The sequence below is a fragment of the Salmonella sp. 32031103-2018-00083-FB-01-SM-01 genome (genome assembly GCF_017571995.1).
Taxonomy (GTDB): Bacteria; Pseudomonadota; Gammaproteobacteria; order Enterobacterales; family Enterobacteriaceae; genus Salmonella; species Salmonella enterica.
Window position 1 is genome coordinate 173,791 of sequence record NZ_JAGEQL010000002.1, and the last position, 22,455, is coordinate 196,245.

Annotated in this window: 17 protein-coding genes; 11 read left to right on the forward strand and 6 right to left on the reverse strand. The window is 52.9% G+C overall.

Annotated elements, in window-relative coordinates:
- Positions 1-34: 34 nt before the first annotated feature.
- Positions 35-730 carry an L-ribulose-5-phosphate 4-epimerase gene (gene araD, locus J4614_RS07145; protein ID WP_000888685.1) on the forward strand — a complete coding sequence of 232 codons (696 nt, stop codon included), beginning with the start codon at positions 35-37 and terminating at the stop codon, positions 728-730.
- A gap of 5 nt (positions 731-735) precedes the next feature.
- On the opposite strand, the gene J4614_RS07150 is transcribed toward araD, so the two are convergent.
- Complete coding sequence (locus J4614_RS07150) at positions 736-1,155, reverse strand: DUF4751 family protein (protein WP_015406122.1); 420 nt, start codon at positions 1,153-1,155, stop codon at positions 736-738.
- Positions 1,156-1,672: 517 nt separating this feature from the next.
- On the opposite strand from J4614_RS07150, the gene J4614_RS07160 reads away from it, so the two are divergent.
- From J4614_RS07160 to rluA, 4 genes are all read left to right on the forward strand, one after another.
- Positions 1,673-2,293 (forward strand): YdcF family protein, encoded by a 621-nt coding sequence (locus J4614_RS07160; protein ID WP_001628131.1) that lies wholly within the window; start codon positions 1,673-1,675, stop codon positions 2,291-2,293.
- 43 nt (positions 2,294-2,336) lie between these two features.
- Positions 2,337-4,688 carry a DNA polymerase II gene (polB, locus tag J4614_RS07165; protein ID WP_023137260.1) on the forward strand — a complete coding sequence of 784 codons (2,352 nt, stop codon included), beginning with the start codon at positions 2,337-2,339 and terminating at the stop codon, positions 4,686-4,688.
- A gap of 173 nt (positions 4,689-4,861) precedes the next feature.
- A complete protein-coding gene (gene rapA, locus J4614_RS07170; protein WP_001116966.1) occupies positions 4,862-7,768 on the forward strand; it encodes an RNA polymerase-associated protein RapA in 2,907 nt (968 codons plus the stop codon).
- Between the two features lie 11 nt (positions 7,769-7,779).
- The gene (gene rluA / locus J4614_RS07175; protein WP_000525196.1) at positions 7,780-8,439 is read left to right on the forward strand and encodes a bifunctional tRNA pseudouridine(32) synthase/23S rRNA pseudouridine(746) synthase RluA; all 660 of its coding nucleotides are present in this window, start codon (positions 7,780-7,782) and stop codon (positions 8,437-8,439) included.
- A 94-nt stretch (positions 8,440-8,533) separates the two neighbouring features.
- On the opposite strand, the gene djlA is transcribed toward rluA, so the two are convergent.
- A complete protein-coding gene (gene djlA / locus J4614_RS07180) occupies positions 8,534-9,346 on the reverse strand; it encodes a co-chaperone DjlA (protein WP_001200595.1) in 813 nt (270 codons plus the stop codon).
- 253 nt (positions 9,347-9,599) lie between these two features.
- On the opposite strand from djlA, the gene lptD reads away from it, so the two are divergent.
- Genes lptD through apaH form a run of 6 tightly spaced genes read left to right on the forward strand, consistent with a single transcriptional unit; the run spans position 9,600 to position 16,340 of the window.
- Positions 9,600-11,954, forward strand: coding sequence for an LPS assembly protein LptD (lptD, locus tag J4614_RS07185; RefSeq protein WP_000746125.1), 2,355 nt, complete (start codon positions 9,600-9,602; stop codon positions 11,952-11,954).
- Positions 11,955-12,007: 53 nt separating this feature from the next.
- A complete protein-coding gene (gene surA / locus J4614_RS07190; protein WP_000800482.1) occupies positions 12,008-13,294 on the forward strand; it encodes a peptidylprolyl isomerase SurA in 1,287 nt (428 codons plus the stop codon).
- Positions 13,294-14,283, forward strand: a complete 990-nt coding sequence (gene pdxA, locus J4614_RS07195; protein WP_000092999.1) for a 4-hydroxythreonine-4-phosphate dehydrogenase PdxA — start codon at positions 13,294-13,296, stop codon at positions 14,281-14,283. The genes surA and pdxA overlap by 1 nt, the downstream gene beginning before the upstream one ends.
- The gene (gene rsmA / locus J4614_RS07200) at positions 14,280-15,101 is read left to right on the forward strand and encodes a 16S rRNA (adenine(1518)-N(6)/adenine(1519)-N(6))-dimethyltransferase RsmA (RefSeq protein WP_208293116.1); all 822 of its coding nucleotides are present in this window, start codon (positions 14,280-14,282) and stop codon (positions 15,099-15,101) included. The genes pdxA and rsmA overlap by 4 nt, the downstream gene beginning before the upstream one ends.
- 2 nt (positions 15,102-15,103) lie before the next feature.
- Positions 15,104-15,481, forward strand: coding sequence for a Co2+/Mg2+ efflux protein ApaG (gene apaG / locus J4614_RS07205; RefSeq protein WP_000610894.1), 378 nt, complete (start codon positions 15,104-15,106; stop codon positions 15,479-15,481).
- Between the two features lie 10 nt (positions 15,482-15,491).
- The gene (gene apaH, locus J4614_RS07210) at positions 15,492-16,340 is read left to right on the forward strand and encodes a bis(5'-nucleosyl)-tetraphosphatase (symmetrical) ApaH (protein WP_000257211.1); all 849 of its coding nucleotides are present in this window, start codon (positions 15,492-15,494) and stop codon (positions 16,338-16,340) included.
- Positions 16,341-16,490: 150 nt separating this feature from the next.
- Here the strand turns inward: apaH and folA are convergent, their stop codons facing one another.
- The 4 genes from folA to J4614_RS07230 form a co-directional block, all read right to left on the reverse strand.
- Positions 16,491-16,970, reverse strand: a complete 480-nt coding sequence (gene folA / locus J4614_RS07215) for a type 3 dihydrofolate reductase (protein WP_000624379.1) — start codon at positions 16,968-16,970, stop codon at positions 16,491-16,493.
- A 198-nt stretch (positions 16,971-17,168) separates the two neighbouring features.
- Entirely contained in the window at positions 17,169-19,031 is a 1,863-nt protein-coding gene (gene kefC / locus J4614_RS07220) for a glutathione-regulated potassium-efflux system protein KefC (RefSeq protein WP_000377157.1), read from the reverse strand.
- The gene (gene kefF, locus J4614_RS07225; RefSeq protein WP_000600713.1) at positions 19,024-19,554 is read right to left on the reverse strand and encodes a glutathione-regulated potassium-efflux system oxidoreductase KefF; all 531 of its coding nucleotides are present in this window, start codon (positions 19,552-19,554) and stop codon (positions 19,024-19,026) included. Before kefF ends, kefC begins: the two co-directional genes overlap by 8 nt.
- Before the next feature lie 553 nt (positions 19,555-20,107).
- Positions 20,108-21,997, reverse strand: coding sequence for a sulfatase-like hydrolase/transferase (locus J4614_RS07230; protein ID WP_000066328.1), 1,890 nt, complete (start codon positions 21,995-21,997; stop codon positions 20,108-20,110).
- Between the last annotated feature and the right edge of the window lie 458 nt (positions 21,998-22,455).

Sequence of the window (22,455 nt, forward strand, 5' to 3'; positions counted from 1 at the left end):
GATAAGCGAAGCGCCATCCGGCAGGGAGAAAACAATGTTAGAAGATCTCAAACGCCAGGTACTGGAAGCCAATCTGGCGCTGCCAAAACACAACCTGGTCACCCTCACCTGGGGTAACGTCAGCGCCGTCGATCGCGAACGCGGCGTACTGGTGATTAAGCCGTCCGGCGTCGATTATAGCGTCATGACCGCTGACGATATGGTGGTGGTCAGCCTGGAGACTGGTGAAGTCGTTGAAGGTCATAAGAAACCGTCGTCCGATACGCCAACCCACCGTTTGTTATATCAGGCATTTCCGACTATCGGCGGCATCGTACACACCCATTCGCGCCACGCGACTATCTGGGCGCAGGCGGGTCAGCCGATTCCGGCGACGGGAACCACCCATGCCGACTATTTCTACGGTACGATTCCCTGCACTCGCAAAATGACCGAAGCGGAAATTAATGGCGAGTATGAATGGGAAACGGGCAATGTCATTGTTGAAACCTTTGAAAAACAAGGTATTGACGCCGCTCAAATGCCCGGCGTGCTTGTCCATTCGCACGGCCCGTTTGCCTGGGGTAAAAATGCCGAGGATGCAGTGCATAACGCCATCGTGCTGGAAGAAGTGGCCTATATGGGGATCTTCTGCCGCCAGCTTGCGCCGCAGTTGCCCGACATGCAGCAATCCCTGCTGGATAAACACTATCTACGCAAACACGGCGCAAAAGCCTATTACGGGCAGTAATGCCTCTAAAAACGCGTCCCATTGGGGGCGCGTTGATGAGTCTGGTCGGTGATATATTCAGCAAATGCGCTTTGATAGACGTAATTATCAGAACTCACATATTCAATAATATTATCATAATGTCCCTGCAACACTTTTCCTTCCAGCGCATGGAAGAAAATATAATCTTCGATTGTTGACTGCCAGCGTTGCCCATTTAACAGATAGTTAATAATGGTATCCAGATGTCCGTTTTTTCTGTCGTGCCCTTGCCAGTGAAAAAAAGCATTGCCGTTTTCAATAATTTCGGTACGCCAAATCTGATCTGTCCATGTTTTATACTCAAAAAATCGACTCACGGTTTTTATGGAAGGGTTAGCGCGTTGAGTATTGACGAAAAGATAACGTGCGTTCCCTACCGGACACGCCTGCATATTCACATTCATAAAAGATAATTCCCGAATACCACACATTTTGATAAAAACACCCGCACCTGAAAGTCAAAATAAAATTATATTCTAAAATAAAAATTAAATTATGCAGAGAGTTCCCGACGAATTCGCACTGTAATCCATTTTTATTTAACCATAGCGGCCAATTGGAATATTATATTTCTACCTGACGGTGCGGATGTTTCAAATAAAATTCTTACACTTTTCATTAATTAAAACAAACAAAAAATATCGCTTTTTTGTTAATCCGAGAAATAAGTAACAAATTCGAGCAAGCACTATTCTGAAAAATACTTAATGTATGGAAACAGACTTGACACAAAACAGCCAACCTATGGATAAAAATTGTAAATAAACATGATTCAAAATTAGCAGTTATAGGATAATTATATCAGCTGTCTACACCGACATCATTATATTGATAAATACACGTCAGCAAAAATATCTGACGCTAAAAGTTCTTTTATCGTTAAAATATTCATTACACCCGTCACGGGGAACGAACTCATTCATGAAATATCGCTACATCACCAGAATCGCGGCAGGCATAATTCTCATTATGGCCACGGTGTTTATCAATAACGCTATCGCTATTTATCAGTTCAGTCAGCAAGACCAGACGCGCGTAGCTGACTGCGCGATTGTCGCAGGAGCAGGCGTTAGCGGAAAAACGCCTTCTCCCGTTTTTCAGGCCAGACTGGATCATGCCATCTGGCTTTACCAACAACACATTGTCCGCGCGTTGGTATTAACCGGCGGCTACGGCGCTGGCGCAACGGTTTCCGACGCGGCGATAGCTCGTCAATACGTTCTGGAAAAAGGCATTCCGGCTAAGGCGATTTTTATTGAAGAGCGCTCTACCGTGACGCGCGAAAATATTCGTTACGCAAAACAGATACAGCGGCAACAACAATGGCGCACAGCGTTACTGGTCAGCGATCCGCTGCATATGCTGCGTCTGAAAACTATCGCTCAGGATAATGGTATCGATAGCCGCTCATCACCCACGCGATCCACCCGCTATAAATCCTGGTGGGCGAAAACCCGCTTCTTACTGCGAGAAACTTTTTATTACAGCGGATATCGGCTTTTACGTTATATGCCTGTACAAAATAACAGTATTACCCCCTAAAACAGGTTATAATTAGCGTGAATTTTTTAGACAGGTAATCATCGTGGCGCAGGCAGGTTTCATTTTAACCCGGCACTGGCGGGATACGCCGCAAGGAACGGAGGTCTCTTTCTGGCTGGCGACAGACAACGGCCCTGTGCAGGCGACGCTGGCGCCGCAAGAGTCCGTGGCGTTTATTCCGACCAGCCAGACCTCCCGCGCCGCCTCGCTGCTACAGGCGGAAAAAGACTATCGCCTGACGCCGCTCCAGCTGCGAGACTTTCATCGTCAGCCGGTCTCCGGTCTGTATTGCCGTACTCACCGCCAGCTTATGCGGATGGAGAAACTGCTGCGCGAAAACGGCGTCACCGTTTATGAAGCGGATGTACGCCCGCCGGAACGTTACCTGATGGAGCGTTTTATTACGTCGCCCGTTTGGGTAGACGGCGAGATGCGCAACGGCGTTATCCGCAATGCGCGTCTTAAACCCCACCCCGACTATCGACCGCCGCTAAAATGGGTCTCGCTGGATATCGAAACCACGCGACACGGCGAACTGTATTGCATTGGTCTGGAAGGCTGCGGCCAGCGTACCGTTTATATGCTGGGCCCGGCGAATGGCGATGACCGCCAACTGGACTTCGAGCTTGTGTATGTCGCCAGCCGCCCGCAGCTGCTGGAAAAACTCAACGCCTGGTTTGCCGAACATGATCCCGACGTCATCATCGGCTGGAACGTGGTGCAGTTCGACCTGCGTATGCTGCAAAAACATGCCGAACGCTACCGTATCCCTTTACGGCTGGGGCGAGACAATAGCGAACTGGAGTGGCGCGAACATGGCTTCAAAAACGGCGTTTTTTTCGCCCAGGCCAGAGGGCGAGTCATTATCGATGGTATCGACGCGCTTAAATCCGCGTTCTGGAATTTTTCGTCTTTTTCGCTGGAAGCCGTCTCGCAGGAACTGCTCGGCGAAGGAAAATCCATTGATAATCCCTGGGATCGTATGGATGAGATCGATCGCCGCTTTGCCCAGGATAAACCCGCCCTCGCCACCTACAACCTGAAAGACTGCGAGCTGGTCACGCGCATTTTCCATAAAACCGAGATCATGCCGTTTTTGCTGGAACGCGCGACGATCAACGGCCTGCCGGTCGATCGCCACGGCGGTTCGGTCGCCGCATTTGGGCATCTTTACTTTCCGCGAATGCACCGCGCCGGCTATGTCGCGCCCAATCTCGGCGAAGTGCCGCCGCTGGCAAGTCCCGGCGGCTACGTAATGGATTCACAACCCGGATTATACGATTCAGTACTGGTGCTGGATTATAAAAGCCTGTACCCGTCGATTATCCGCACGTTTTTGATTGATCCCGTCGGGCTGGTCGAAGGCATGGCGCAGCCGGATCCGGAACACAGTACCGAAGGTTTCCTTGACGCCTGGTTTTCACGAGAAAAGCACTGCCTGCCGGAAATTGTTAGCCAAATCTGGCACGGGCGCGATGAAGCCAAACGTCAGGGTAATAAACCGCTCTCGCAGGCGCTTAAAATCATTATGAACGCCTTTTATGGCGTACTCGGCACCACGGCCTGTCGCTTTTTCGATCCCCGTCTGGCGTCGTCAATCACCATGCGCGGTCATGCGATTATGCGCCAGACCAAAGCGCTGATTGAGGCGCAGGGTTATGACGTGATTTATGGCGATACCGATTCCACTTTCGTCTGGCTCCGGCGCGCGCATTCAGAAGCCGACGCGGCGGAAATCGGGCACAGGCTGGTGCGTCACGTGAACGAATGGTGGGCGCAGACGTTACAACAGCAAAATTTGACCAGCGCGCTGGAGCTGGAGTTTGAAACCCACTTTTGTCGCTTTCTGATGCCGACCATCCGCGGCGCGGATACTGGCAGTAAAAAACGCTACGCGGGCCTGATTCAGGAAGGCGACAGCCAGCGTATGGTATTTAAAGGTCTGGAAACGGTGCGGACCGACTGGACGCCGCTGGCGCAGCGCTTTCAACAGGAGCTGTATCTGCGTGTTTTTCGCAATGAACCTTATCAAGACTATGTGCGCGAGACTATTGATAAACTGATGGCGGGCGAACTGGACGCGCAGTTGGTTTATCGTAAGCGTCTGCGTCGCCCTTTACATGAGTACCAACGTAACATCCCGCCGCACGTTCGCGCCGCCCGGCTGGCGGATGAACAAAACCTGAAGCGGGGTCGTCCGGCGCAGTATCAGAATCGCGGCGCCATAAAATATGTCTGGACTGTTAACGGCCCCGAGCCCGTGGATTACCAGCAGTCGCCGCTGGATTACGAACACTATCTTACCCGCCAGCTACAACCCGTGGCGGAAGGAATTCTTCCCTTCGTTGAAGATAATTTTGCTACACTACTGACCGGGCAACTGGGGCTATTTTGACGCGTGACGAAAGCGCCGCCTTCCAGTACCATAGCGCCCTTTCCATTCCTGGACCTAATTAACGCCACTACCACATTAGCCTGGTAGCGGGGTCGTATACTCGCAATTATCCAGTGCTGTCGCCTGGGAATGGCGAGTAATGCCTGCAATTAAAGATATAGAGCCGAACACATATGCCTTTTACACTTGGTCAACGCTGGATCAGCGATACAGAAAGCGAGCTGGGACTTGGAACCGTTGTTGCGATGGATGCGCGAACCGTCACCTTACTTTTCCCGTCCACGGGAGAAAACCGCCTGTATGCGCGCAGTGATTCTCCCGTGACCCGCGTCATGTTCAACCCTGGCGATACGATTACAAGCCATGAAGGCTGGCAGCTACATATCGATGAAGTAAAAGAAGAAAATGGCCTGCTTGTTTATGTCGGCACCCGCCTGGATACCGAAGAGACCAATGTGACGTTGCGCGAAGTTCTGCTCGACAGCAAGTTGGTTTTCAGTAAGCCCCAGGATCGTCTGTTCGCCGGTCAAATCGATCGAATGGATCGGTTCGCGCTGCGCTATCGCGCCCGTAAATTTCAGAGCGAGCAGTACCGGATGCCATACAGCGGCCTGCGCGGTCAGCGGACCAACCTGATCCCGCATCAGCTTAATATCGCTCATGATGTGGGTCGTCGCCATGCGCCGCGCGTACTGCTGGCGGATGAGGTGGGCTTAGGTAAAACCATTGAAGCCGGGATGATTCTGCATCAACAGTTATTATCCGGCGCGGCGGAACGCGTATTGATCATTGTTCCGGAAACCCTGCAACACCAGTGGCTGGTAGAAATGCTGCGCCGTTTCAACCTGCGCTTCGCGCTGTTCGATGACGAACGCTATACCGAAGCGCAGCACGACGCGTATAACCCGTTTGAAACCGAGCAACTGGTGATCTGCTCGCTGGATTTCGCCCGCCGTAATAAGCAGCGTCTGGAACATTTGTGCGACGCCGAGTGGGATTTGCTGGTGGTCGACGAAGCGCATCATCTGGTGTGGAGCACCGATGCGCCGAGCCGTGAATATATGGCCATCGAACAATTAGCTGAACGCGTACCGGGCGTGCTGCTGCTGACCGCCACGCCAGAACAGCTGGGGATGGAAAGCCATTTCGCCCGTCTGCGCCTGCTGGATCCGAACCGTTTCCACGATTTCGAACAGTTTGTCGAAGAACAGAAAAACTACCGCCCTGTCGCCGATGCGGTGGCCATGCTGCTGGCGGGCAATAAACTCAGCAACGACGAACTGAACAGGCTGGGCGATCTGATCGGCGAACAGGATATTGAACCGCTGTTGCAGGCCGCTAATAGCGATCGCGACGACGCGCAGGCCGCCCGTGATGAGCTGGTGTCGATGCTGATGGATCGCCACGGCACCAGCCGCGTTCTGTTCCGCAACACCCGTAACGGCGTCAAGGGGTTCCCGAAACGTGAACTGCATACGGTAAAACTGCCGCTGCCGACCCAGTATCAGACCGCCATTAAGGTCTCCGGCATTATGGGCGCGCGTAAGAGCGCGGAAGATCGCGCCCGCGATATGCTCTATCCGGAACAAATTTATCAGGAGTTCGAAGGCGATACCGGCACCTGGTGGAACTTCGACCCACGCGTTGAGTGGCTAATGGGCTATCTGACCAGCCATCGTTCGCAAAAAGTGCTGGTGATCTGCGCTAAGGCGACCACCGCGTTACAGCTGGAGCAGGTGCTGCGCGAACGCGAAGGCATCCGCGCCGCCGTGTTCCATGAGGGCATGTCGATTATCGAACGCGACCGCGCCGCCGCCTGGTTCGCCGAAGAAGATACCGGCGCGCAGGTGCTGTTATGTTCTGAAATCGGCTCCGAAGGACGTAACTTCCAGTTTGCCAGCAATCTGGTGATGTTCGACTTGCCGTTTAACCCGGATCTGCTGGAACAGCGTATTGGTCGTCTGGATCGTATCGGCCAGGCGCATGATATCCAGATCCACGTCCCGTACCTGGAAAAAACCGCCCAGTCGGTGCTGGTTCGCTGGTATCACGAAGGGCTGGACGCCTTTGAGCACACCTGCCCGACCGGTCGCGCGATTTATGATTCAGCCTACGCCAGTCTGATTAACTATCTGGCCGCGCCTGAAGAAACCGACGGGTTTGACGATCTGATCAAATCCTGCCGCGAGCAACATGAAGCGCTAAAAGCCCAGTTAGAACAGGGCCGCGACCGCCTGCTGGAGATCCACTCCAACGGCGGAGAAAAAGCCCAACAGCTCGCACAAAGCATTGAAGAACAGGACGACGACACCAACCTGATCGCGTTCGCCATGAACCTGTTCGATATCGTCGGCATTAACCAGGACGATCGCGGCGACAACCTGATCGTGTTGACGCCGTCCGATCACATGTTGGTGCCGGATTTCCCCGGCCTGCCGGAAGACGGCTGTACTATCACGTTTGAACGTGACGTAGCCCTGTCTCGCGAAGATGCGCAGTTTATTACCTGGGAACATCCGCTCATCCGTAACGGACTGGATCTGATCCTCTCCGGCGATACCGGCAGCAGCACCATTTCGTTGTTGAAAAATAAAGCGCTGCCCGTCGGCACGCTGCTGGTCGAACTGGTTTATGTCGTGGAAGCGCAGGCGCCGAAACAGCTACAACTGAACCGCTTCCTGCCGCCGACGCCGGTACGTATGCTGTTAGATAAAAACGGCAACAATCTGGCCGCCCAGGTCGAGTTTGAAACCTTCAACCGCCAGCTCAGCGCCGTGAATCGCCACACCGGTAGCAAACTGGTTAACGCCGTGCAACAGGACGTCCACGCCATTTTGCAACTGGGCGAAACTCAGATTGAAAAGTCCGCCAGAGCGCTGATTGATAACGCGCGTCGCGAGGCGGATGAAAAACTGTCCGGGGAACTGTCGCGTCTGGAAGCGCTTCGCGCCGTCAACCCGAACATTCGCGACGACGAACTTGCCGCTATCGACAGTAACCGTCAGCAGGTGCTGGAAAGCCTGAATCAGGCAGGCTGGCGTCTGGACGCGCTGCGTCTTATCGTCGTCACGCACCAATAACGGAGCCGTACATGGGGATGGAAAACTACAATCCGCCGCAGGAACCCTGGCTGGTTATCCTGTATCAGGATGAGCACATTATGGTGGTCAATAAGCCCAGCGGCCTGTTGTCCGTGCCGGGGCGTCTGGAAGCGCACAAAGACAGCATTATGACGCGTATCCAGCGCGACTACCCGCAGGCAGAATCGGTGCATCGTCTGGATATGGCCACCAGCGGCGTGATTGTAGTGGCGCTGACCAAAGCCGCGGAGCGGGAGCTAAAACGCCAGTTCCGCGAACGTGAGCCGAAAAAGCAGTATGTGGCGCGCGTATGGGGGCATCCCTCCCCGGCGGAAGGACTGGTCGACTTACCGCTCATCTGCGACTGGCCGAACCGGCCAAAGCAGAAAGTGTGTTATGAAACCGGCAAACCGGCGCAAACGGAATATAACGTGGTGGAGTTTGCGGCGGATAATACCGCCCGCGTGGTGCTAAAACCGATCACCGGACGTTCGCATCAGCTTCGTGTGCATATGCTGGCGTTAGGCCACCCGATTTTAGGCGATCGGTTTTACGCCTCGCCGGAAGCGTTGTCGCTGGCGCCGCGTTTGCAGTTACACGCCGAAATGCTGACCATTACCCATCCCGCTTACGGTAACAGCATGACGTTTAAAGTCCCGGCAGATTTTTAAATTCTGAGCCAATTTATGCCGGGGCGCTTCGCTTGCCCGGCCTACATTCATTAACGTAGGCCGGATAAGGCGCTAGCCGCATCCGGCAATTCAATCACTTGAAGCCTTTCTGTTCTTTGATTAGCTCATACGCTTTCTGAATTTCCTGCGCTTTTTGCTTCGCCATTTCCATCATTTCCGGCGGCAAACCTTTCGCGACCAGTTTGTCCGGATGATGCTCGCTCATCAGTTTGCGATAAGCGCGTTTAATGGTGGTTGCATCGTCGGTGGTTTTAACCCCCAGCACATTACAGGCATCTTCCAGCGTCGGGCCGCGCTGCGCCTGCTGCCAGCCGCCGCCGGACTGTTGATGATAACCACCGCCAAACTGCGCGCCGCCCTGCATCATGCGCAGAAACTGATCGAACTGTACGCGGGAAATACCTAACTCTTCCGCAATCACATACAGCACTTCCCGCTCATTAGGGTGCAGCGAGCCATCGGCAAACGCCGCCTGGATCTGAATTTCCAGAAACATCCGGATCAGATCAAAACGCCCGAAGCAGACGCTACGAAACTGCCGCATCTTTTCACGTAATGGGTAATTATCCGCTTTTCCGACCCGAAAGGCGTTCTGCGCGGCAGTACGTGAATCGCCGTGTAAATTCATGCGATCCATCAACTGACTGGCGATATGAATATCCGCTTCCGTCACCCGTCCTTTTGATTTGGTTAAGTGGCCCATCACCTCAAAGGTGGTGGCAAAAAACAGCGCCTGCCGTTCCCGCTGGTTGGCAAACCACGCCATTTTTCGGCTGCGGGCTTTGTCGAACATATGGCCCACCAGCAGACCCAGGACCACGCCCCAAAAGCCGCCGCCCATCATCAGGGCTACGGCGACGCCAATTATCTTTCCCCAGTACTGCATAGACTCCCCAAAACGTTACGCTATCGGTGAGGCTATCTCCCACAAAATAAGGTGCTTTTCTGCGAATGAAGGCTACGGTCAATTGTGGGACATCGCCTATAATTTGCATTATCATACCTGTCATTCAATGCCGTGCCTAACACCACAGACGCTAAACGGCAGGATTAACACTGGCGCAGCGAAGATGAGTAAGTTAGGCTGTGACCGTTTGTCACGCGCAACGCTACCGATGATGGAACAATAAATACAACGTATGAAAAAACGTATTCCCACTCTTCTGGCCACCATGATCGCCAGCGCCCTTTATAGTCATCAGGGGCTGGCAGCCGATCTCGCCTCACAGTGTATGTTGGGCGTGCCGAGCTACGATCGTCCTCTGGTAAAAGGCGATACCAACGATCTGCCGGTTACTATCAATGCCGATAACGCTAAAGGTAACTACCCGGACGATGCCGTTTTTACCGGCAACGTGGACATTATGCAGGGGAATAGCCGCCTGCAAGCGGATGAAGTGCAGCTTCATCAGAAGCAGGCGGAAGGTCAGCCGGAACCTGTACGCACCGTCGATGCGCTGGGTAATGTGCATTATGATGACAATCAAGTCATCCTTAAAGGGCCGAAGGGCTGGGCGAACCTGAACACCAAAGACACGAACGTCTGGGAAGGCGATTACCAGATGGTGGGCCGTCAGGGACGCGGTAAAGCCGATCTCATGAAGCAGCGCGGCGAAAACCGCTATACCATTCTGGAAAACGGCAGCTTTACCTCCTGTCTGCCTGGCTCCGATACCTGGAGCGTGGTGGGGAGTGAAGTCATCCATGACCGTGAAGAACAGGTTGCGGAGATCTGGAACGCCCGGTTTAAAGTAGGTCCGGTTCCGATCTTTTATAGCCCCTATTTACAGCTCCCCGTCGGTGACAAACGTCGCTCAGGTTTCCTGATCCCGAACGCGAAATACACGACCAAGAACTATTTCGAGTTCTACTTACCGTATTACTGGAACATCGCGCCCAATATGGACGCCACCATCACCCCGCACTATATGCACCGCCGCGGCAATATTATGTGGGAGAACGAATTCCGTTATCTCACGCAGGCAGGCGCCGGGTTGATGGAATTAGATTATCTGCCTTCTGATAAAGTCTACGAGGACGAACATCCCAAAGAGGGCGATAAGCACCGCTGGTTATTCTACTGGCAGCACTCAGGCGTGATGGATCAGGTGTGGCGTTTTAACGTCGATTACACCAAAGTCAGCGACTCCAGCTATTTTAATGATTTCGACAGTAAGTACGGTTCCAGTACCGACGGCTACGCAACGCAGAAATTCAGCGTCGGCTACGCCGTACAAAACTTTGACGCTACGGTGTCGACCAAGCAATTCCAGGTGTTTAACGATCAGAACACCAGCAGCTACTCTGCGGAGCCGCAGTTAGACGTTAACTACTACTATAACGATCTCGGGCCGTTTGATACCCGGATTTACGGCCAGGCGGTACATTTCGTCAACACCAAAGACAATATGCCGGAAGCGACCCGCGTCCACCTGGAGCCAACCATCAATTTGCCGCTCTCCAACCGCTGGGGCAGCCTGAACACCGAAGCGAAGCTGATGGCGACGCACTATCAGCAAACGAATCTGGACTGGTACAACGCCAATAACAGCAAAAAACTGGAAGATTCGGTTAACCGCGTCATGCCACAGTTTAAAGTCGACGGTAAGCTCGTCTTCGAACGCGATATGGCGATGCTGGCGCCGGGGTATACCCAGACGCTGGAACCACGCGTGCAGTACCTGTATGTGCCGTACCGCGACCAGAGCGGCATCTATAACTACGATTCTTCTTTGCTGCAATCCGACTATAACGGCCTGTTCCGCGACCGCACTTATGGTGGCCTCGACCGTATTGCTTCCGCCAACCAGGTCACGACCGGCGTCACAACACGCGTTTATGATGATGCCGCCGTTGAACGTTTTAACGTTTCTGTTGGTCAAATCTACTATTTCACGGAGTCTCGCACCGGCGATGACAACATTAAATGGGAGAATGACGACAAAACCGGTTCGCTGGTTTGGGCAGGCGACACTTACTGGCGTATTTCAGAACGCTGGGGGCTGCGTAGCGGAGTGCAGTACGATACCCGTCTGGATAGCGTCGCTACCAGCAGCAGCAGCCTCGAATACCGTCGGGATCAGGATCGTCTGGTACAGTTGAACTACCGCTATGCCAGCCCGGAATATATTCAGGCTACGTTGCCTTCGTATTATTCCACGGCAGAGCAGTATAAAAACGGCATCAACCAGGTGGGCGCGGTGGCAAGTTGGCCGATTGCCGATCGCTGGTCGATTGTCGGCGCGTACTACTTCGATACCAATTCGAGCAAACCTGCAGACCAGATGCTCGGCTTGCAGTACAACTCTTGCTGCTATGCGATCCGCGTCGGATACGAACGTAAGCTGAACGGTTGGGATAACGATAAACAACACGCGATTTATGATAACGCGATTGGCTTCAACATTGAGCTGCGCGGTTTGAGCTCTAACTACGGCCTCGGCACGCAAGAAATGTTGCGTTCGAACATTCTGCCGTACCAAAGCTCTATGTAATCTGATTGATTTACAACGTAATCCGCATTGCGGTTAATTGAAATGGAAAAAGTATGAAGAACTGGAAAACGCTGCTTCTCGGTATCGCCATGATCGCGAATACCAGTTTCGCTGCCCCCCAGGTAGTCGATAAAGTCGCAGCCGTCGTCAATAATGGCGTCGTGCTGGAAAGCGACGTTGATGGCTTAATGCAATCAGTCAAACTTAACGCGGGTCAGGCAGGTCAGCAGCTTCCGGACGACGCCACGCTGCGTCACCAGATCCTGGAACGTTTGATTATGGATCAAATTATCCTGCAGATGGGTCAGAAGATGGGGGTGAAGATCACGGATGAGCAGTTGGATCAGGCCATCGCCAACATCGCCAAACAAAACAATATGACGATGGATCAGATGCGCAGCCGCCTGGCTTACGATGGGCTGAACTATTCAACCTACCGTAACCAGATTCGTAAAGAGATGATTATCTCTGAAGTGCGCAACAACGAGGTTCGTCGCCGTATCACCGTTTTGCCGCAAGAAGTTGACGCGCTGGCAAAACAGATTGGCACCCAAAACGACGCCAGCACCGAGCTGAACCTGAGCCATATCCTGATTGCTCTGCCGGAAAACCCAACCTCCGAGCAGGTTAACGACGCGCAGCGCCAGGCGGAAAGCATTGTTGAAGAAGCGCGTAACGGCGCAGATTTCGGCAAACTGGCGATTACCTACTCTGCCGACCAGCAGGCGCTAAAAGGCGGTCAGATGGGCTGGGGCCGTATCCAGGAGCTGCCGGGGATTTTCGCCCAGGCGCTGAGCACCGCGAAGAAAGGCGACATTGTCGGCCCGATTCGCTCCGGCGTCGGCTTCCACATTCTGAAAGTAAACGACCTGCGCGGTCAGAGCCAGAGTATCTCCGTGACCGAAGTTCACGCTCGTCACATTCTGCTTAAGCCGTCGCCGATCATGAACGATCAGCAGGCGCGCCTGAAGCTGGAAGAAATCGCGGCTGACATTAAGAGTGGTAAAACCACATTTGCCGCTGCGGCGAAAGAGTACTCTCAGGACCCGGGCTCCGCTAACCAGGGCGGTGATTTGGGTTGGGCTACGCCAGATATTTTCGATCCGGCGTTCCGCGACGCGCTGACGAAGCTGCATAAAGGCCAAATAAGCGCGCCGGTACACTCCTCTTTCGGCTGGCATCTGATCGAATTGCTGGATACGCGTAAGGTAGACAAAACCGATGCGGCGCAGAAAGATCGCGCTTATCGTATGCTGATGAACCGTAAATTCTCAGAAGAAGCGGCGACCTGGATGCAAGAACAGCGCGCCAGCGCTTACGTTAAGATTTTGAGTAACTAATGAGCAGTGCGCAACGCGTTGTTATCACTCCCGGCGAACCCGCCGGGATTGGCCCCGATCTTGTTGTCCAACTGGCGCAACGCGCGTGGCCGATTGAACTGGTCGTCTGTGCGGACGGCGCGCTCCTGACGGAGCGGGCCGCCATGCTCGGCCTGCCCCTCTCGCTTCTCCCTTACTCGCCTGATGTCCCCGCTGCGCCGCAGCCCGCGGGAACGCTGACCCTATTGCCGGTCTCGCTGCACGCGCCTGCCATCCCCGGTCAGTTGACGGTAGAAAATGGCCCCTATGTGGTAGAGACGCTGGCGCGAGCGTGTGATGGCTGTCTGAACGGTGAATTTGCCGCGCTGATCACAGGCCCCGTGCACAAAGGCGTTATTAACGACGCAGGCATTCCGTTTACCGGTCATACCGAGTTTTTCGAAGAGCGTTCGCAGGCGAAAAAAGTCGTGATGATGCTGGCAACCGAAGAACTTCGCGTGGCGCTGGCGACCACGCATCTGCCGCTACGGGCGATTGCAGACGCCATCACCCCTGCGCTTTTGCACGAAGTGATTGCTATTTTGCATCACGATTTGCGGACCAAATTTGGTATTGCCGAACCGCGCATTCTTGTCTGTGGCCTGAATCCGCACGCGGGCGAAGGCGGTCATATGGGCACGGAAGAGATAGACACCATCATTCCGGTGCTCGACGAGCTGCGGGCGCAGGGGATGAAACTCAACGGGCCGCTACCTGCTGATACGCTGTTTCAGCCCAAATATCTCGATAATGCCGACGCGGTGCTGGCGATGTACCACGATCAGGGCCTGCCCGTGCTAAAATACCAGGGATTCGGTCGGGGAGTGAATATTACGCTCGGCCTACCTTTTATTCGAACCTCCGTTGACCACGGCACCGCGCTTGAACTGGCGGGCCGTGGAAAAGCGGATGTCGGCAGTTTTATTACGGCGCTTAATCTCGCCATCAAAATGATTGTTAATACCCAATGAATAATCGAGTCCATCAGGGCCATTTAGCCCGTAAACGCTTCGGGCAAAACTTTCTCAACGATCGGTTTGTGATCGACAGTATTGTTTCTGCTATTAATCCGCAAAAAGGCCAGGCGATGGTTGAAATCGGCCCCGGTCTGGCGGCGCTGACGGAGCCGGTCGGCGAACGACTGGATAAGCTCACGGTCATTGAACTTGACCGCGATCTGGCGGCGCGTTTGCAAACCCATCCGTTCTTAGGGCCGAAGCTGACTATTTATCAGCAGGACGCCATGACCATGAACTTTGGCGAGCTGTCTACGCAGTTGGGCCAACCGCTGCGTGTGTTCGGCAATCTGCCCTATAATATCTCCACCCCGCTGATGTTCCATCTCTTTAGCTATACTGATGCCATTGCCGACATGCACTTTATGTTGCAAAAAGAAGTGGTAAATCGTCTGGTTGCAGGGCCGAACAGCAAAGCGTATGGTCGTTTAAGCGTGATGGCGCAATATTACTGTCAGGTGATCCCGGTGCTTGAAGTGCCGCCATCCGCCTTCACGCCGCCGCCCAAAGTGGACTCCGCCGTGGTGCGTCTGGTTCCACACGCAACAATGCCTTACCCGGTTAAAGATATTCGCGTGTTGAGCCGTATTACCACCGAGGCCTTTAACCAGCGCCGTAAAACGATCCGTAACAGTCTCGGCAACCTTTTTAGCGTTGAGACGTTGACGGAAATGGGTATTGACCCGGCAATGCGCGCGGAAAATATCTCTGTCGCGCAGTACTGCCAGATGGCCAATTATCTGTCGGTAAACGCGCCTTTGAAGGAGAGTTAAACATGATCAATTCGCCCAGAGTGTGTATTCAGGTGCAAAGCGTCTACATTGAGGCGCAATCCTCACCTGACGATGAACGTTACGTTTTTGCCTATACCGTAACCATCCGCAATCTGGGCCGGGCGCCAGTGCAGCTATTGGGCCGCTACTGGCTAATCACCAATGGTCATGGCCGTGAAACCGAAGTCCAGGGCGAAGGTGTGGTTGGCGTCCAGCCGCGCATTGCGCCTGGCGAAGAGTATCAATACACCAGCGGCGCGGTAATTGAAACGCCGCTGGGCACCATGCAGGGTCATTACGAAATGATCGATGAAAATGGCGACGCCTTTACCATCGACATTCCCGTGTTTCGACTCGCCGTCCCTACACTCATTCACTAAAATTATAACAATGGCAACTTATCTCATCGGCGACGTTCACGGTTGCTACGACGAACTGATCGCCTTATTACAGCAAGTGGAATTTACGCCAGATACAGACACTCTGTGGCTGACTGGCGATTTGGTCGCCCGCGGTCCCGGTTCGCTGGACGTGTTACGCTACGTCAAATCACTTGGCAATAGCGTGCGTTTGGTGCTGGGGAATCACGATTTACACCTGTTGGCCGTATTCGCCGGGATTAGCCGCAACAAACCTAAAGACCGGCTGACCCCGCTTCTTGAAGCGCCGGACGCCGATGAGCTGTTGAATTGGTTACGCCGTCAGCCGCTGTTGCAGGTAGATGAAGAGAAAAAGCTGGTCATGGCGCATGCGGGTATTACCCCGCAGTGGGATTTGCAGACGGCAAAAGAGTGCGCCCGCGATGTTGAAGCGGTGCTGTCGAGCGACTCGTACCCGTTTTTCCTCGACGCGATGTATGGCGATATGCCGAATAACTGGTCGCCGGAGTTAAGCGGTCTGGCGCGGCTACGCTTTATTACTAATGCCTTTACCCGTATGCGTTACTGCTTTCCTAACGGTCAACTGGATATGTACAGCAAAGCGTCGCCGGAAAATGCCCCTGCGCCGCTGAAGCCGTGGTTCGCCATTCCGGGGCCGGTGAGCGAGGCTTACAGTATTGCGTTCGGGCACTGGGCGTCGCTGGAAGGGAAAGGGACGCCAGAAGGTATTTACGCGCTGGATACCGGCTGCTGCTGGGGCGGGGAGTTGACCTGTTTACGCTGGGAAGATAAACAGTATTTTGTGCAGCCGTCAAACCGCCAGATGGATATGGGCGAAGGCGAAGCGGTCAACGCCTGATAGGTTTATGCCTGATGGCGCTACGCTTATCAGGCCTACATCTGGCTCAAGAATTGGTTTATGCCTGATGACGCTACGCTTTTCAGGCCTACATCTGGCTCAAGAGTAGGCCGGATAAGGCGTGTTTCGCCGCCATCCGGCACTACAGTGTTAACGACGTTCCAGAATCTCGAAACAATAGCTGTGAGAATTCTGCGCGTCGGCATCGTGAAACTCACTGAATACCGATTCCCAGTCATCCGGTTCATAATCCGGAAAATGGGTATCGCCTTCGACTTCCGCATCAATATGCGTCAGATAAAGCTTCTGCGCCTTTGGCAGGAACTGCTCGTACACGCGCCCGCCGCCAATGACCATAATTTCCGGCGCATCGCCGCAAGCGGCAATCGCCTCATCGACAGACTTCACCCACTGCACGCGATCGTCGGTGCCCGGCTGGCTGCTGATAACAATATTTTTACGTCCCGGTAAGGGGCGCCCGATGGACTCCCAGGTGTGACGTCCCATGACGACAGGTTTATTTAACGTGTTACGTTTAAACCAGGCGAGATCGGCAGGCAGGTTCCACGGCATGGCGTTTTCCATACCGATGACGCGATCCACCGCTAACGCCGCAATCAGACTGATCATTAATTATTTCCTGATACAAAAAAAATTGCCGCCACTATACGTAAAGCGCAATCTTTCGTCGACTGACGAAAAGAGGATGAGCACGAAAATTTTTCGTTCTGCTGGCGACGCCACTCATTTGATGTGGAGCGCTAGCATTACAGTAGTTCAAAAACAGCCAATTAGCAGTAAAGTTTGCAGAACATCACATTTTTTACTTTAGATTGACGGTTTGACCTCGGGTTCATCGGCGACCTCCCCGGAATGTTTGCCCTCAGCCGTTCCCTGCCAGCCGTGGCGCTGAATCAACGACAGATGCTCCCGGTCCTCGGTAATAATTTCGCTCAACATCGCGCTGGTACGTTTATAGGCGGCGGCACGAGATAACGGATCGTTTTCCCCTTTCGCCATATCTTCCACCATCCGGGTATTAAAATGGCGGAACAGATCCGCGCGCTCGCGGGCTTCATAACGCCCCAGCCCCAGCGCTTCCAGCGCCTGTCGCCCGCTTTTGAGCGCGCCTTCGAAGGTTTCACGTTCGGGCATCGCCACACCAGCCTGGCGCAGGCGAATGTAATGATCGACATCACGGGCGCGGGCGATAATCTGCAGATGCGGGAAATGCGACTTCACCAGTTCACTCAGTTGCAAATTGGTTTGCGGATCGTCAATGGCGTTAATCAATACCTCCGCCTTCGCCGCTCCGGCAGATTCCAGCAAATCCATACGCGTCGCGTCGCCATAAAAAACCTTCATGCCGAATTTACGCAGCGTTTCGATATGATCGGGATCGTGATCGAGCACCACCATCTTCACCCCGCTCGACAGCAGCAAACGCCCGGCTATCTGCCCAAATCGTCCAAACCCGGCCACAATAACCCGCGGCTGCTCTTCGTCGATTTCATCCGCCTCGCGCGCTTCACCCGTCGCGGTCTTCTCCATGCGCGTCAGCAGCACCAGAAAAATCGGCGTTGCCGCCATCGACAGCGCGACCGCCAGCGTCAGCGCTTTTGCCCATTCCGGCTCAAGTACACCCGCCATTTGCGCCGCGCCAAAAACCACAAACGCAAACTCACTTCCCTGGCCTAATAAGACGGCAAACCAGCGACGCTGTTTTGCCGGTACACCCAGGGGCCTCGCGACCAGCCACAGCATGACGATTTTGATTGTCAGAAAACCGGCCAACAACAGCAGAATGCGCAGCGGATTCTCCACCAGCGTGCCGAAATCAATCGACATGCCGACGCCAATAAAGAACAGCCCCAGCAGCAACCCCTTAAAGGGTTCAATATCGCTTTCCAGCGCATGACGATATTCTGAACTCGCCAGCAGAACGCCCGCCAGGAACGCGCCCATCGCCATTGACAGCCCAACCTCTTCCAGCAACAGGCCGAAACCAAACACCAGAAATAGCGCCACGGCGCTGAACACTTCCCGCAAACCAGAACGCGCGACAAAGCGCAGCGCCGGGCGCGTGACGTAGCGTCCCAGCAGCACCACCAGCGCCAACGCGCCTGCGACTTTCAACGCCGATAGCGCAAACGCGCCAAGCGTGGTGGATGCGCCGCTGGCGGCCAGCAGCGGAATCATCGCCACCAGCGGGATCGCCGCGATATCCTGGAACAAGAGCACTGCGAATGCGCTACGTCCTACTTGTGAAACGGTCAGGTTACGCTCATCCATTGCCTGCATGGCGATAGCCGTGGACGAAAGCGCCAGCGTCATGCCAATCAGTTCCGCCACCTGCCAACGCAGGCCAAGAAACATACAGAACAGACCAATCAGTCCGCCGCAGACCACCATCTGTAACGCGCCGCCGCCAAATACCGAGGCGCGCAGCTTCCATAACCGTTGCGGGTCCAGCTCAAGCCCAATAACAAACAACATCAGCACGACGCCGATTTCCGCAAAATGCAGAATAGATTCGGCGTCCGTCACCAGCCGTAGTCCCCAGGGGCCGATAATACACCCCGCAATCAGATACCCCAGCACCGATCCTAAGCCCAAACGTACCGCAATCGGCACAATCAACGCCGCCGAACCAAGATAGATCAGCGCCTGCAGTAGAGTATGGCTATCCATGATTCACCTCCTGCCATGCCAGTAAACGCTGTTTATACTGACGCGCCTGCGCCTGTAAGGTGTCGTCATCGCAAATGAACGTGCAGTGCATGGCAAACGGCGGCAGCCATTTGAGGCCGCAATAGAGCGCCGTCGCCTGTAGCGGCTGAGAGAGGACATCAAATCCCGGATGTGAACCGATAGTAAAATGGTTTTCACCGCCGCCGGTCGTTACCGCCCACAGCAGATATTTACCGCGCAATGCCGTACCGCCGTGACCGTAAGCCCAGCCGTGGGTGAGGACTTTATCCATCCATAATTTGAGTAAAGGAGGGACGCTGTACCACTGCATCGGATGCTGCCAGACGATAAGACTCGCGCGCGACAGCGCCTCCTGCTCGGCGGCAACGTCAATATTGAAATCGGGATAGAGGTGATAAAGCGAACGTATTTCGACGTTTTCCAGCGTCCCTGCCTGTTCAAGCATCCGCTTATTCGCATGAGAATGATGCGGATACGGATGCGCATAAATAATGAGGATCATGATTAGCCTGTGATGATCTGTTTTTTATCACAAAGTGTAGTGACAAATTCGCCAGGCTAATAGTGAATATTATTGAGCGGCTAACCAGAAAAAATTGAATTAACGCCAGCCAGGAGTTGACGCCATCCTGCCCCCGGAAGACGCTCTCGAAGGGCCGCAGGCGTTTGCGGAAAAGCGCGATCCGGTGTGGAAAGGTTGGTGATGATGGCAGCCTTAAATTGCTGACAAATCGGTTTAAGGCCTTCTTGTCGGGCGGCGCTGCGCTAAATTTTCCTGTAATGACTGTAATATCAATCCATTACATGATGACACAGGCCCAATAAGCGCAGCGCCAACAGCATCTGAACCTCCAGACACGCTGGATGCCAGATCGCCGACGCATAAATTAACCTAATGGGTCAGGCACTTAGAGCCTGGCCCACCAGGCGTAATTGTTGAAGCCAGTTTGGGGCCGATCAGCGCGCAGAAACCGGAGCGTACACGTAGTACGTGAGGATTTTGAGCACTGCCCGGTCCCAAAATGGCGAGTAAAATAGCCTAATGGGTCAGGCTCTTAATCTTTCGCCATGCGGTTAAACTGCTCAATAGTAAGATCCCACGGCTCATGGGCCGCATCCGGCATAAAACTGCCGTCATCCACGCCAATTTCGTCCTTGATAATTTTATTCAGTTTTTCATTCATCGTAAGAATGAGATCCTGATATTTCTGTTTATCAGCAGCAAGGTTATGGTTCTCATCGGGATCATTTTTAAGATCGTAAAGTTCAAGATCGTTGTACTTAATAAGATCCTCCCAGGTTTCCGGCGTATTATGCTCCCTTAGCGAGAAATAGCGTGCAAACTTATAACGGCCATCGTTAATCATCCGCGTCCCTGAACGATGGCTGAAATCAGGATGCAAATGGGATATTTCCTGCTTGATTTGGGCCACCGTTTTTTGTTTATCTCTTTGTAGCGCGATAACGCGGTGGAGATAATGGGCATCGGTATACAAGATCATGCCATAGCAATATAAGCTGGCATTTCTCACCGCATTAACCGCAACGCCTTCCGGGTTTTTTAGCAATCCGCTAAAATTAACGCCTTTGCGGTTGCCTAACGCCTGGTGCTGTTTTTCTTCCGGCAAACCGGTCAGCCCAACTAATGTCGGCGCGATATCAAGATGACAGGTCAACGCCTGACATTTCTTATTACCGGGGTACGCCGGGTGGGAAATAATCATCGGTACATGGATCTGTTCTTTATAAACGGAAGCGCCTTTACCGTGCATCTGATGGCTTCCGCCTAATTCGCCATGATCGGCAGTAAATACAACAATCGTTTTATCAGTTAACTTGAGGGCATCAAGTTCATTTAATATCCGGTCAAGGTGAGTATCACAATCGCGGATACAGTTGAAATAGTAGTCAAGCAGTTTACGCCAACGACGATCTTCATCAGGAAACTGCCCTTCCAGCGCAGCGCGCGCCGTCTGGTATTCAAGATGCGCCGGCGGTCTTCCCTGCTCATTGAATGATTGATGCCTGTTTGCCGGCAGCGGATAGTTCGGCCAGCTTGCCTGATAAAGCTCGTTTTCCGGCGGCTGCGTGGGCGCCAGGGTATTATCATCCTGATCCAACTCGCCACGCCACTGTACCTTTTCTCCCTCTTTATCGGTATCAATAAACATGACGTCATGAGGATTAACGAGGTTAACGGCCAGGAACCAGGGCTTGTGTTGGTCATTCAAGGGCTGCCCCTTGCATCTTAACCAATTTATAGTCTGAGCCGTGGTGGTTGAATCATAAAAATAGCCGCCTTTACTATGGCCAATAATATCGCCGATGCCGTGATAGTCAGCAAAACCATATTTTTCCATAATTTTATGTAATTCTGGTTCAGGAATATCCCCGACATCAATATCCTCATCTTTTTCGTCAGGCAAAGGCTTCTCCAGTTTTTCTGTAAGATGCCACTTACCTTTATAGGCCGTATAGTATCCCAGTTCCCGCATCATATGGCCTGTGGTTCCAAGAGCGGGGTCAAGGTCATACGGCATCCAGGGTAATCCCAGATTATCAAACATCTTTGTCTGGGGCATATGTAAGCCGGTATACAATACGGAGCGGGAAGGCGTACAGACATTACTGGTATTCTGATGATTACAGAATGTCACCCCCGTTTTCATGAGCCGCTCTCTGCCGGGTACCGGGAAAGGAAACGTAGGAAAAAAACGCTCCTGGTCGGTCACGACTAACAGAATATTATATCCTTCTGGCAATTTTTCCGGGATTTCGCCGGTAAACGGTTTATCCCACGCCGGTTTCGCCTTGACGGCGCATTTTTCATCAGCCTTTACCGCGCCGGATAACATACCGCCGGCGGCAAGAATACCGGCACTGGTTAACAGTTTCCTACGCGTAAGATCCGTCTCTTCTGTGGACAGATTTTTTTTATTACTCATATTATTATACCTGTAGTCAGTAACTTTATCACATATTCATTTATTACTGTACGAGGAAGCGTGGATATGTATCAATGCCTTCCGGGTAAGAATATGTGTTATAAATTGATTTGTATTTCAAATTAGAAATATATTAATAAATAACCATAATTCACTGAAAAATTATTTAGATGAAAAGTTCATTGTTTTTATTTTAGAGATACAACTGCAGACATTACTTCATAAAAAAATACATTATTAAACATACTCTATGGCGCTGTGTTCGTGCCTTTTCCCTTCAGCTACGGTGATTATCCTATACCGCTACAATAAAATCGCCCCGAAAGAAACACTATCAGTAACAGGCCGCGCAACCATAGACATACAACCGGTAATATCACTCTGGGAAATTAAAACATAACTCAATTCTGTTATGTTGCTTATGAATAAAACTAGCGTATTGCCGCGTGATTCAATAA

Coding starts and splice junctions, on each gene's coding strand:
- araD (WP_000888685.1), top strand. CDS start 35: ATGTTAGAAGATCTCAAACGCCAGGTACTGGAAGCCAATCTGGCGCTG.
- J4614_RS07150 (WP_015406122.1), bottom strand. CDS start 1,155: ATGAATGTGAATATGCAGGCGTGTCCGGTAGGGAACGCACGTTATCTT.
- J4614_RS07160 (WP_001628131.1), top strand. CDS start 1,673: ATGAAATATCGCTACATCACCAGAATCGCGGCAGGCATAATTCTCATT.
- rapA (WP_001116966.1), top strand. CDS start 4,862: ATGCCTTTTACACTTGGTCAACGCTGGATCAGCGATACAGAAAGCGAG.
- rluA (WP_000525196.1), top strand. CDS start 7,780: ATGGGGATGGAAAACTACAATCCGCCGCAGGAACCCTGGCTGGTTATC.
- djlA (WP_001200595.1), bottom strand. CDS start 9,346: ATGCAGTACTGGGGAAAGATAATTGGCGTCGCCGTAGCCCTGATGATG.
- lptD (WP_000746125.1), top strand. CDS start 9,600: ATGAAAAAACGTATTCCCACTCTTCTGGCCACCATGATCGCCAGCGCC.
- surA (WP_000800482.1), top strand. CDS start 12,008: ATGAAGAACTGGAAAACGCTGCTTCTCGGTATCGCCATGATCGCGAAT.
- pdxA (WP_000092999.1), top strand. CDS start 13,294: ATGAGCAGTGCGCAACGCGTTGTTATCACTCCCGGCGAACCCGCCGGG.
- rsmA (WP_208293116.1), top strand. CDS start 14,280: ATGAATAATCGAGTCCATCAGGGCCATTTAGCCCGTAAACGCTTCGGG.
- apaG (WP_000610894.1), top strand. CDS start 15,104: ATGATCAATTCGCCCAGAGTGTGTATTCAGGTGCAAAGCGTCTACATT.
- apaH (WP_000257211.1), top strand. CDS start 15,492: ATGGCAACTTATCTCATCGGCGACGTTCACGGTTGCTACGACGAACTG.
- folA (WP_000624379.1), bottom strand. CDS start 16,970: ATGATCAGTCTGATTGCGGCGTTAGCGGTGGATCGCGTCATCGGTATG.
- kefC (WP_000377157.1), bottom strand. CDS start 19,031: ATGGATAGCCATACTCTACTGCAGGCGCTGATCTATCTTGGTTCGGCG.
- kefF (WP_000600713.1), bottom strand. CDS start 19,554: ATGATCCTCATTATTTATGCGCATCCGTATCCGCATCATTCTCATGCG.
- J4614_RS07230 (WP_000066328.1), bottom strand. CDS start 21,997: ATGAGTAATAAAAAAAATCTGTCCACAGAAGAGACGGATCTTACGCGT.